Source organism: Ruegeria sp. HKCCA6707, from assembly GCF_013033515.1.
Taxonomy (GTDB): Bacteria; Pseudomonadota; Alphaproteobacteria; order Rhodobacterales; family Rhodobacteraceae; genus Ruegeria.
The window spans coordinates 204,837-215,544 of record NZ_WQEG01000006.1 but is presented as its reverse complement, the minus strand read 5'-3'; the positions used below and the strand labels follow the sequence as shown (position 1 = coordinate 215,544).

General features: G+C 58.5%; 10 protein-coding genes. 5 read left to right on the top strand and 5 right to left on the bottom strand.

What is annotated here, in order from left to right; translation table 11 throughout:
* Window positions 1-26 precede the first annotated feature (26 nt).
* From GOW40_RS15850 to coxB, 5 genes are all read right to left on the bottom strand, one after another.
* Window positions 27-842: a cytochrome c oxidase subunit 3 gene (locus tag GOW40_RS15850; protein WP_171100348.1), complete on the bottom strand. Its 816-nt coding sequence runs from the start codon at window positions 840-842 to the stop codon at window positions 27-29.
* Window positions 843-864: 22 nt separating this feature from the next.
* Window positions 865-1,440 carry a cytochrome c oxidase assembly protein gene (locus GOW40_RS15845; RefSeq protein ID WP_171131457.1) on the bottom strand — a complete coding sequence of 192 codons (576 nt, stop codon included), beginning with the start codon at window positions 1,438-1,440 and terminating at the stop codon, window positions 865-867.
* Window positions 1,440-1,601 carry a hypothetical protein gene (locus GOW40_RS15840; protein WP_171131458.1) on the bottom strand — a complete coding sequence of 54 codons (162 nt, stop codon included), beginning with the start codon at window positions 1,599-1,601 and terminating at the stop codon, window positions 1,440-1,442. Before GOW40_RS15840 ends, GOW40_RS15845 begins: the two co-directional genes overlap by 1 nt.
* Window positions 1,598-2,548: a heme o synthase gene (gene cyoE, locus GOW40_RS15835; RefSeq protein WP_171131459.1), complete on the bottom strand. Its 951-nt coding sequence runs from the start codon at window positions 2,546-2,548 to the stop codon at window positions 1,598-1,600. The genes GOW40_RS15840 and cyoE overlap by 4 nt, the downstream gene beginning before the upstream one ends.
* 84 nt (window positions 2,549-2,632) lie before the next feature.
* A complete protein-coding gene (gene coxB / locus GOW40_RS15830) occupies window positions 2,633-3,544 on the bottom strand; it encodes a cytochrome c oxidase subunit II (RefSeq protein WP_171131460.1) in 912 nt (303 codons plus the stop codon).
* A gap of 176 nt (window positions 3,545-3,720) precedes the next feature.
* Between coxB and tldD the strand changes: the two genes are divergently transcribed.
* From tldD to GOW40_RS15805, 5 genes are all read left to right on the top strand, one after another.
* Window positions 3,721-5,142 (top strand): metalloprotease TldD, encoded by a 1,422-nt coding sequence (gene tldD / locus GOW40_RS15825; RefSeq protein ID WP_171131462.1) that lies wholly within the window; start codon window positions 3,721-3,723, stop codon window positions 5,140-5,142.
* 208 nt (window positions 5,143-5,350) lie between these two features.
* The gene (gene dprA / locus GOW40_RS15820; protein WP_171231085.1) at window positions 5,351-6,475 is read left to right on the top strand and encodes a DNA-processing protein DprA; all 1,125 of its coding nucleotides are present in this window, start codon (window positions 5,351-5,353) and stop codon (window positions 6,473-6,475) included.
* Between the two features lie 180 nt (window positions 6,476-6,655).
* Window positions 6,656-9,274, top strand: a complete 2,619-nt coding sequence (gene topA / locus GOW40_RS15815) for a type I DNA topoisomerase (RefSeq protein ID WP_171131465.1) — start codon at window positions 6,656-6,658, stop codon at window positions 9,272-9,274.
* A 92-nt stretch (window positions 9,275-9,366) separates the two neighbouring features.
* Window positions 9,367-10,071, top strand: a complete 705-nt coding sequence (locus tag GOW40_RS15810) for a CoA transferase subunit A (protein ID WP_171131466.1) — start codon at window positions 9,367-9,369, stop codon at window positions 10,069-10,071.
* The gene (locus GOW40_RS15805; RefSeq protein WP_171100365.1) at window positions 10,071-10,697 is read left to right on the top strand and encodes a CoA transferase subunit B; all 627 of its coding nucleotides are present in this window, start codon (window positions 10,071-10,073) and stop codon (window positions 10,695-10,697) included. The genes GOW40_RS15810 and GOW40_RS15805 overlap by 1 nt, the downstream gene beginning before the upstream one ends.
* Window positions 10,698-10,708 lie beyond the last annotated feature (11 nt).

The window sequence follows — 10,708 nt, the reverse complement described above, 5'->3', positions numbered from 1 at the left end:
TTTGCATTTGAACAGCCCATCGGGCGTTACATCAGCGGGGCCTGACCCCAGATGTATACGGCAAAGAACAGAAACAACCAGACGACGTCGACGAAGTGCCAGTACCAGGCAGCAGCCTCAAAGCCCACGTGTTTCTCCGGCGTGAAATCGCCCTTGAGCGCCCGGATCAGGCAGACAGACAGGAAGATCGTCCCGATGATCACATGCGCGCCGTGGAACCCGGTAGCCATGAAGAAGTTCGAATAGAACTGATCGCCGCCGAAGACCCAACCCTCATGGGCCAACAATTCATAGTACTCAAAGGCTTGCAACGCGGTGAAGGCGATGCCCAGCACGATACCGATCGCCAGACCGTTGATCAGCGCCTTGCGGTCATTGTCATGCACAAGCGCATGGTGCGCCCAGGTGATCGCACACCCCGACAACAGCAGAACCAGCGTGTTGATCAGCGGCAGGTGGAACGGGTCAACCGCGTGAATATCCGGCTGGATATATTCGGTGCCCGCATAGTCGTACATCGGATACATGCGATGTTTGAAGAACGACCAGAACCAGGCAAAGAAAAACATCACCTCGGACATCACGAACAGGATAAAGCCATAGCGCAACCCGATGCGCACAACCGGCGTGTGATCACCCTGACGGCTTTCGACCACCACTTCGGACCACCAGGCGAACATGGTGTAAAGAACACCAACAAGGCCCATCCAGAAGATCCACGGGGTAATCCCGTGCATCCACAGAACGGCTCCGAACAGCATCACAAATCCGGCTACCGCGCCGACCAATGGCCAGATCGACGGGGCCAGAATGTGATAATCATGGTTTTTTGCGTGTGCCATCAGCGTCCCTCACCTACAGGCGTTAGTTCGTGTTTGTATCAGCCTGCGTCTCAAGGGCGGCATAGCCCTCGGGCAGGTCAATTTCGTAGAATGTATACGACAGCGTGATCGTATGCACATATTTGGCTTCCAGATCTTCAACCAGTTCCGGGTCAACGAAGAAGCTGACCGGCATCTCGACCCGCTCGCCGGGTTGCAAGACCTGCTCTTCAAAGCAGAAGCAGGCGATCTTCTGGAAATAGCCACCAGCAGAATACGGTGCTACGTTGTACGACGCCTGCCCCGCGATCGGTCTGTCGGTCGGATTATATGCCTCGTAAAACGCCAATCCGGTTTCGCCGATGCGAACCTCCATCTCGCGTTCCACGGGTTTGAACTCCCAAGCCATGTCTTTGGCTTTCGAAGCGTCAAAGCGCACAGTGATGGTGCGGTCAAGGATGTCCTCGGGCGCCGCCTCGGCCACGCCTGTCGTGCCACCAAAGCCGGTCACCCGGCAGAACCAGTCGTAGAACGGGACCGCTGCCCACGCGAGGCTGCCCATCAACAGGACCAGCCCCACTGTTTGAGCAACCGTTTTCTGAGGACCAGACAGAGCCATCAGTTTTGAACCTCTTGCGTTGCCATTCCAAAATCGGTGCCCGAGACCTTTACGACCGTCAGGCCAAAGATAATCACGATAAACGCCGCCAGCGTCAGGCCAACGCCCAGATTGCGACTAAACCGGCGTTGATGCAGCTCGTGGGACTTGCGCAGGCTCATGACCAGCCTCCCAGACCGTAGGGCTTCAGCAGCGCCTCGACCAGAATCGCGCCAAAATGCAGGAAGAGATATAGCAGCGACAGCTTGAAGAAACTGCGTTCGACCTTGAAGTTATCAGCTTCGGAATCCGCTTCGGTCCGGCGCGAAATCTGCCAGGCGCCCCGCAAGAACAGCGCGTTCAGGACCAATGCAACGGCAAGATAGACCGGTCCGCCGATGCCCGAGAACCCCGTGCCAATCGCCAGAACCGCCAGCAGAACGGTATAGATCAGGATATGCGTCCGGGTGGCCCTGCGCCCATGCGTTACTGTTAGCATCGGGACGCCCGCATCGTCATAGTCCGAGCGCATGAACAGCGCCAAGGCCCAGAAATGCGGCGGTGTCCACATAAAGGTCAGGGCGAACATGAGCCACGGCTCAAGCGTCATGGATCCAGTGGCCGCGACCCATCCGATCACCGGCGGGAAGGCCCCTGCCGCGCCGCCGATCACGATGTTCTGGGGCGTGGTCCGCTTGAGCCACATGGTATAGACCACGACGTAGAAAAAGATAGTGAAGGCCAGGAATGCGCCGGCAAACCAGTTGGTCGCCAACCCCAGCATGATCACAGACAGACCGGACAGAGCCAAACCAAGTGCCAGCGCTTCGCCCTCGTCCACCTTGCCCGAAGGGATTGGACGCCGCTTAGTGCGCTTCATGACCCGGTCGATATCCGCGTCCCACCACATGTTCAACGCACCCGAGGCGCCGCCGCCGATGGCAATGAACAGGATCGCGCAAAAGCCCACAATCGGATGCACGGGCACCGGAGCCGCCAACAGGCCGACCAGCGCAGTAAACACCACAAGCGACATCACGCGCGGCTTGAGCAGCGCGAAATAGTCGCCAAAGCCGGCTTCATCCGCCTGGGCGGGTGCTGTGCTGGCATTGATGCTTGCGTCGGTCATTTCCGGTCCTTCTGAGGCGAAAGCTGCGCGATCCCCCGCGCAGCCCGTTAGCTGTGTCAGGTGGCCTGCACCACTCTGGTCGATTTAGTTCGCCGCAACCTGATAGCTCTGCGGCAGGCCCGCATATTCATCAATCGCGCCCTGCAGCCATTCTTCATAGGCTTCTTCGCTCACCACTTTGACTGTGATTGGCATGTAGGCATGATCCTTGCCGCACAGTTCCGAGCACTGGCCGAAATAGATGCCTTCACGGTCCGCTTCGAACCACAGCTCGGCCAGGCGACCCGGAACACCATCCTGTTTCACCCCAAAGGATGGGATGGTCCAGGAATGAATCACGTCCGATGCGGTGACCTGCATGACGATGACCTTACCCACAGGGACAACAACCGCGGTGTCGGTGGCCAGCAGCCACTCATCGTCGCTGTACCCCGCATCTGCAAGTTTGGCGCGCATCGCGTCGTCGAGCACAAACGGTGTCACATCTGCATCAGCCGGGCGCGCGCCTTCGTCCAGGGTTGCCGGGTGACCCAGTAGATAGCTGTCGAAGGCAAAGTCGTGATCGACATATTCATAGGTCCAGTACCACTGGTTGCCGACCACCTTGATAACAACGTCGCCTTCCGGAATTTCCTGCTGTTTGAACAGCACCGGCAGCGAAAACGCCCCGATGAAGACCAGAATCAGAACCGGGCCCAGGGTCCAGGCGATCTCGACCGGAGTGTAGTGCGAGAATCGCGCAGGCGTCGGATTTGCGCGCTGGTTGTAGCGCGCGATGCAATAGACCAGCAGGGCCGCAACAAAGACGCAGATCAAGGTGATGATCACCAAAAGCATGTTGTCCAGCCGGTGAATTCCGGTGGCCAGATCCGTGGCTGCAGGCTGGAAACCCATACCGCCATCCACCGGTTTGCCAATAATCTCAAGCTCCTGAGCCATGGCGGGAAGGCTGGAGAGGGCTGCCATAAGCCCCGAAAGCATCAAAGCATTCTTCATGTTCTGTCCTGATCGTTTGATCTTTGCGTCTCTGGCGAAAAGATGTGAATCGGTCACACCTCACCCGTTGTCTTTGGCCGCGTTAAAAACCATATTCCTGCGGGTAGATAAAGCAAAATGCTTGCGTCAAACAGACGCTATTTTTGATCTGGATCAAACCGGAAAGGTCCCGCCCCATGTCCAACGACCCGTTTCGCCCATTTGAAAGCGCCCTGCCACTGGACGAAGCCCTGTCTGTTTTGCAGGCAGCAACGGACGGCGCAGAAGACGGAGACCTGTTTGTCGAACGGCGGAAATCCGAATCTCTGGTCTTTGATGATGGGCGGTTGCGCAACGCGTCTTATGACGCGTCCGAGGGATTCGGTCTGCGTGCGGTCCAGGGTGAAGTTGCCGGGTATGCGCATTCCACCGACGTTTCGATGGCGGCACTGAAGCGGGCGGCTGAAACCGCACGACTGGCGGTTGGCGATGGCGGCGGCAGCCTGGCCGAAGCGCCGCGCCCGACCAACACGCGGCTTTACACCGATCAGGATCCGATCGAGTCCGCTGACTTCCCGGTCAAGATCGAAACCTTGCGCGCTATTGACGCCTTTGCGCGTGACCTCGACTCACGTGTCGTGCAGGTCAGCGCAACGATCATGGCTTCGGTGCAAGAGGTCCAGATCCTGCGCCCCGATGGCGTGTTGGTGCAAGACACGCGTCCGATGACCCGGCTGAACGTCTCGGTCATTGTCGAACAGGACGGTCGTCGCGAAAGCGGATCGGCGGGTGGCGGTGGGCGTGTTGGTCTGGACGGGCTGATTGATCCGGCCGATTGGCAGGACAAGGCCCGCGAAGCGCTGCGTATTGCACTGGTCAACCTCGACGCTGTCCCCGCCCCTGCTGGTGTGATGGAGGTCGCGTTGGGCCCCGGCTGGCCTGGAATATTGCTGCATGAGGCCATTGGTCATGGGCTGGAAGGCGACTTCAACCGCAAGGGCAGCTCGGCCTTTGCAGGGCTGATGGGGCAGCAGATCGCCTCGAAAGGTGTAACTGTTGTAGATGACGGAACCATCGCGGACCGTCGCGGCTCGATCACCGTGGATGATGAAGGCACGCCCAGCGCGCGCACTGTACTTATCGAAGACGGCATCCTGACCGGATATATGCAAGATCGCCAGAACGCACGATTGATGGGTGTTGCGCCCACCGGAAACGGACGCCGCCAAAGCTATGCTCATAAGCCCATGCCACGTATGACCAACACGATCATGCTGGGTGGAGACGCAAACCCCGCGTCGCTGGTGGCCGATATCAAGGACGGCATATGGGCCGTGGGCTTTGGCGGCGGTCAGGTCGATATCACCAATGGCAAGTTCGTGTTTTCCTGCACCGAGGCGTATCGCGTCGAAAATGGCAAGATCGGCGCACCGGTCAAAGGCGCAACGCTGATCGGAGACGGCCCCTCGGCCCTCAAACGCATCCGGGGCCTGGGCAACGACATGGCTTTGGACCCCGGTATGGGAACCTGCGGCAAAGACGGCCAATGGGTGCCTGTGGGTGTGGGGCAGCCAACCGTTTTGATGGACGGGCTGACGGTGGGCGGATCGGCGACCTAACCGCGCAGCGGCACAGGGTTACCCTTGTGCCGCTATGTGCCTTTGCCTGCGGCCCGAAAAGATTCTTTGGAAGAAACTTCTTTCTTTTCAATGCATTGCGCCAAATTCCCTCCTCTCACATTCGAAATTTCGTCTAAAACTTTCCAAGATTCACAAGCTGTTAACCCCGAATCCCGTAAACCGGTTCTGCAATCAGGCGGAGCAACGGATGACCGAGGAGCAGCTTTCTTCCAATCACCCCCCACTCCCACCCACCACGGAAGAGGATCGGTTTTCGTGGCTCCGTCTGTTGCGCTCGCGCAAGGTTGGTCCGGCGACATTTCGCAGGCTACTGCGCAAGCATGGCTCGGCGCAGAACGCGCTGGCCGCGCTGCCCGAAATGGCACGCGCAGCCGGAATCGAAGGGTATGAAATTTGCCCTCCCGGCGTGATTGAGGCGGAACTCAAGGCCGCAAAAGCCGCCAAAGCGCGACTTTTGTGCCTTGGCGCTTCCGATTTCCCAGATGCTTTGAATGATCTCAGCGACGCGCCTCCGATGCTTTGGGCGCTCGGCGATACATCCCTGTTGCGAAATACTGCGGTCGCCATGGTCGGTGCGCGGAACTGTTCGTCTCTGGGTGCGCGCATGGCCAGGGGATTGGCGACAGATCTTGGTGGCAAAGGTCACGTGATCGTGTCAGGTCTGGCGCGCGGTATTGATACCGCGGCGCATATGGCGGCGCTTGAGACCGGTACAATTGCCGTCATGGCAGGCGGCGTTGATGTGATCTATCCCGCTGAAAACACCGATCTGGCCCACAAGATCGCGCAACATGGACTACGCCTGTCAGAACAGCCCATGGGCGTGACGCCGCAGGCCCGGCATTTCCCGCGCCGCAACCGGATCATCTCGGGGCTGGCGCGCGCGGTGGTGGTGGTTGAGGCCGCCGCCAAATCCGGCAGCCTGATCACCGCACGGGATGCTTTGGATCAGGGGCGCGAGGTGCTGGCGGTTCCCGGCCATCCCTTTGATGCGCGGGCGGCAGGATGCAACATGCTGATTCGCGATGGCGCAACCCTCGTGCGCTCGGCGGATGATGTTATTGAAGCCCTGCCAGCGCAGGCTGAACTCTTTGCTGAGCCTCAGCCTGCGATACCGACGCCGGCCCCCAAACCCGCGCACGCCATACACACGCAGATACTTGATCGTCTTGGCCCCTCCCCCATCGCCGAAGACCAATTGCTCCGTGATATCGCAGCGACGGCCGGGGAACTGGGTCCGGCATTGGTCGATCTTGAACTAGAGGGCCGAATCCAACGTCAGCCCGGAGGCCTCCTGTCTTTGGCCGGTTGATCAACCCGGTGTGATATTCCCGGCCTGGCGCCCCGACACGGCGATGATAGCATCAATAGTGCGCTGAAATCACGCCGCTTTTCACACAGTAAAAGGAACGCATTGACAATTCTGTCTTGCCCCACACATTTTGCACCACCATAGAAGGCGCCCATTTCGTCGAGCGAGGATTCCCCTTAAATGCCCGTAGTTGTTGTAGAATCTCCGGCCAAAGCAAAAACAATCAATAAATATCTCGGCCCTGACTACACGGTTCTGGCCTCGTATGGCCATGTGCGGGACCTGCCCCCAAAGGACGGATCGGTCGATCCCGACCACGAATTTTCGATGAAGTGGGAGGTTGGCAATGACAGTCGCAAACATGTCAAAGCCATCGCGGATGCGCTGAAAGAAGACAACGCCCTGATCCTCGCCACCGACCCTGATCGTGAGGGTGAGGCGATCAGCTGGCACCTGCAAGAAGCGCTGACCAAGCGCCGCTCGATAAAGAAAGACACACCGGTCAGCCGCGTGACCTTTAACGCGATCACCAAGGAAGCCGTGACCGAGGCGATGCGCAACCCGCGCGAGGTGGATATGCCTCTGGTCGAGGCCTATCTGGCCCGGCGCGCATTAGATTATCTGGTGGGGTTCAACCTGTCCCCGGTTCTGTGGCGCAAATTGCCCGGTGCGAAATCCGCCGGTCGTGTGCAATCGGTCTGTCTGCGTCTGATCGTCGAACGCGAGATGGAAATCGAGGCGTTCAAACCGGTTGAATACTGGTCAGTCAAGGCGCTGTTCGAAACCCCGCGCGGCCAGACTTATGAGGCGCGTTTGGTCACTCTGGCCGGGAAAAAGCTGGACAAACATGATCTGGCCAACGCGACCCAGGCGGAATTGGCGGTTCAGGCCATCACCAGCCGCGCGCTCAGCGTGACCTCGGTCGAAGCCAAACCTGCCGCGCGTAATCCTAGCGCGCCCTTCATGACCTCGACCCTGCAACAGGAAGCCAGCCGCAAGTTCGGCATGGGCGCACGCCACGCGATGCAGGTTGCACAACGGCTTTATGAGGCAGGATATATCACCTATATGCGGACTGATGGGATCGACATGGCGCCCGAGGCCGTGGCCGCCGCGCGAGATGCAATCGCCGACCGCTATGGCAGCGAGTATGTGCCCGACAGCCCGCGTATGTACAAGAACAAGGCCAAGAACGCGCAGGAAGCGCATGAATGTATCCGCCCAACCGATATGACTCGCGATGCCAAGGCCCTGAAAGTGACGGATGAGGATCAGCGCAAGCTTTATGACCTGATCTGGAAACGCACCATCGCCTGTCAGATGGCCGCCGCCCGGCTGGAACGCACCACGGTCGAGATTGGCAGCGAAGACGGTCAGGTGGGTCTGCGCGCGACGGGTCAGGTTGTTCTGTTTGACGGGTTCATGCGCGTCTATGAAGAAGGCCGCGACGATGTGGTCGATGATGATGACAAGCGCCTGCCGCAGATCATGCAAGGCGACCCGGCGAAGTTCGCCAAGACCTCACTGAAAGACCAATTCACCAAGGCAGAAGACAAGGCCGCGATCCTGTCCGACAACGAGGCCGTTCTGGCCCTGCAACACCATACCCAACCCCCGCCGCGCTATACCGAGGCCACTCTGGTCAAACGGATGGAGGAGTTGGGCATCGGGCGACCGTCGACCTATGCCTCGATCGTGACAACGATTCAGGACCGCGAATATGTGCGCAAAGACAAGAACCGGCTGATCCCCGAGGAAAAGGGCCGGATCGTCACGATCTTTTTGCTGAACTTCTTCCGCCAATATGTAGGCTATGAATTCACCGCCAACCTGGAAGAAGAGCTGGATGATGTCAGCGCCGGTGATCGAGACTATAAAGACCTTCTGGGTAAATTCTGGCGCGATTTCTCGGCTGCGATTGGTGAAACCTCGGAACTGCGAATCTCAGAAGTTCTGGACAAACTGGACGAAGCGCTGGCCCCACAGTTGTATCCGCCCCGCGAGGATGGGTCCGATCCGCGCGTCTGCCCCAAATGCGGTGTGGGTCAGCTGCATCTGAAAACCTCGCGCACCGGCGGGTTTGTCGGCTGTGGCAATTACCCTGAATGCACCTACACGCGCCCAATTGCTGGCGAAGGGGCCGAAGGCGATGAGCGGCTGCTGGGCGAAGATGCGGGGGACGAGATCTGGCTGAAATCCGGACGGTTCGGCCCATATGTCCAGCGCGGCGAACCGACGCCCGAGAACAAGAAACCTCCGCGCGCCTCGCTGCCCCGCGGGTGGAGCAAGGATGACATGGATCTGGAAAAGGCGCTGACGCTTCTGTCCCTACCCCGCCAGATTGGTGAACACCCCGAAGGCGGCATGATCAGTTCGAATTTCGGACGGTTCGGCCCCTATCTGATGCACCAACTGCCCGACGAGGCGAAACCGGTCTATGCCAACCTCAAAGATCCGAACGACGTGTTCGAGATTGGGATGAACCGCGCCGTCGAACTTCTGGCCGAGAAACGCGCCAATCCGGGTCGCGGTCGCCGGGCCGCTGCGAAACCGTTGAAAGAACTGGGTGAGCATCCCGATGGCGGTGCCATGCAGGTACTGGACGGGCGTTATGGGCCCTACGTCAAATGGGAGAAGGTCAACGCCACGATCCCCAAGGACATCAAGCCCGAGGACATGACGCAGGAAATGGCCATAGAACTGGTCAATGAACGCGCGGCCAAGAAAGGTACCAAGAAAAAGGCAGCGCCAAAAAAGAAGGCCGCTGCGAAGAAGACAACTAAGAAAGCTGCGGAATAGGTAGAAATACCACCCTACCCCCGGTTTCGTTGACTTCCCCGTGACGTGGCGGCACAACTCGGCGCAACACCACGTCACTGGGGGAGTTTTACATGAAGAAAATCTACGACACTGCCACTGAGGCGCTCGATGGCGTGATCTCGGATGGTATGCTGATCGCTGCGGGCGGGTTTGGCCTGTGCGGTATCCCGGAATTGCTGCTGGAAGCAATCAAGCAATCGGGTGCGAAGAATTTGACCTTTGCCTCAAACAACGCAGGTGTGGATGATTTCGGCATCGGCATCTTGCTGCAGACCAAGCAGGTCAAGAAGATGATCAGTTCTTACGTGGGCGAAAACGCGGAATTCATGCGTCAGTACCTTAGTGGAGAGCTTGAGCTGGAGTTCAACCCACAAGGCACTTTGGCCGAGCGGATGCGCGCTGGTGGTGCTGGGATCCCCGGCTTTTACACCAAGACGGGTGTGGGCACCGTTATTGCCGAAGGCAAAGAGCAGAAAGAGTTCAACGGCGAGACTTACATTATGGAAGAAGGCATCTTTGCCGATCTCGCCATTGTAAAAGCCTGGAAAGCCGACGACACCGGCAACCTGATCTTCCGCAAGACCGCGCGCAACTTCAACGTGCCCGCAGCGACCTGTGGCAGGATTTGTGTCGCTGAAGTCGAAGAGATTGTTCCGCGCGGATCGCTGGATCCCGACGCGATCCACCTGCCTGGCATCTATGTGCACCGCATCATTCAAGGCAGCCACGAAAAGCGCATCGAACAGCGCACCACTCGTAAGAAAGAGGATGCATAATGCCCTGGGATCGTAATCAGATGGCCGCCCGCGCGGCGCAAGAGCTTGAAGACGGCATGTATGTGAACCTGGGCATCGGGATTCCGACGCTCGTCGCCAACTATGTGGGCGACAAGGACATTACGCTGCAATCTGAGAACGGCATGCTGGGCATGGGTCCCTTCCCATTTGAAGGTGAGGAAGATCCAGACCTGATCAATGCGGGCAAGCAGACGATCACCGAATTGTCACGCACCTCGTATTTCGACAGCGCAACTTCGTTTGGCATGATCCGGGGGGGCAAAATCGCTGCCGCCGTTTTGGGCGCCATGGAAGTTGATGAAGAAGGCGATTTGGCGAACTGGATGATTCCCGGCGTTCTTGTCAAAGGCATGGGTGGGGCGATGGACCTGGTTGCCGGTGTTGGTCGCGTGATTGTGGTGATGGATCACACCAACAAGCACGGCAAATCCAAACTGCTGAAGAAATGCACTCTGCCATTGACCGGCAAGAAAGTTGTGAACCGTATCATCACCAATCTGGGTGTACTGGATGTCGTCGAAGGTGGTTTGAAGATCGTCGAACTCGCCGAAGGGGTGACCGAGGATCAAATTCGCGAGGCAACCGAAGCAAATCTGGTTAACTGATCCGCTTTGCC

What these genes read in the sequence shown, in the direction of transcription:
- GOW40_RS15850 (WP_171100348.1), bottom strand. Translation starts at nt 842, where the DNA reads ATGGCACACGCAAAAAACCATGATTATCACATTCTGGCCCCGTCGATC.
- GOW40_RS15845 (WP_171131457.1), bottom strand. Translation starts at nt 1,440, where the DNA reads ATGGCTCTGTCTGGTCCTCAGAAAACGGTTGCTCAAACAGTGGGGCTG.
- GOW40_RS15840 (WP_171131458.1), bottom strand. Translation starts at nt 1,601, where the DNA reads ATGAGCCTGCGCAAGTCCCACGAGCTGCATCAACGCCGGTTTAGTCGC.
- cyoE (WP_171131459.1), bottom strand. Translation starts at nt 2,548, where the DNA reads ATGACCGACGCAAGCATCAATGCCAGCACAGCACCCGCCCAGGCGGAT.
- coxB (WP_171131460.1), bottom strand. Translation starts at nt 3,544, where the DNA reads ATGAAGAATGCTTTGATGCTTTCGGGGCTTATGGCAGCCCTCTCCAGC.
- tldD (WP_171131462.1), top strand. Translation starts at nt 3,721, where the DNA reads ATGTCCAACGACCCGTTTCGCCCATTTGAAAGCGCCCTGCCACTGGAC.
- dprA (WP_171231085.1), top strand. Translation starts at nt 5,351, where the DNA reads ATGACCGAGGAGCAGCTTTCTTCCAATCACCCCCCACTCCCACCCACC.
- topA (WP_171131465.1), top strand. Translation starts at nt 6,656, where the DNA reads ATGCCCGTAGTTGTTGTAGAATCTCCGGCCAAAGCAAAAACAATCAAT.
- GOW40_RS15810 (WP_171131466.1), top strand. Translation starts at nt 9,367, where the DNA reads ATGAAGAAAATCTACGACACTGCCACTGAGGCGCTCGATGGCGTGATC.
- GOW40_RS15805 (WP_171100365.1), top strand. Translation starts at nt 10,071, where the DNA reads ATGCCCTGGGATCGTAATCAGATGGCCGCCCGCGCGGCGCAAGAGCTT.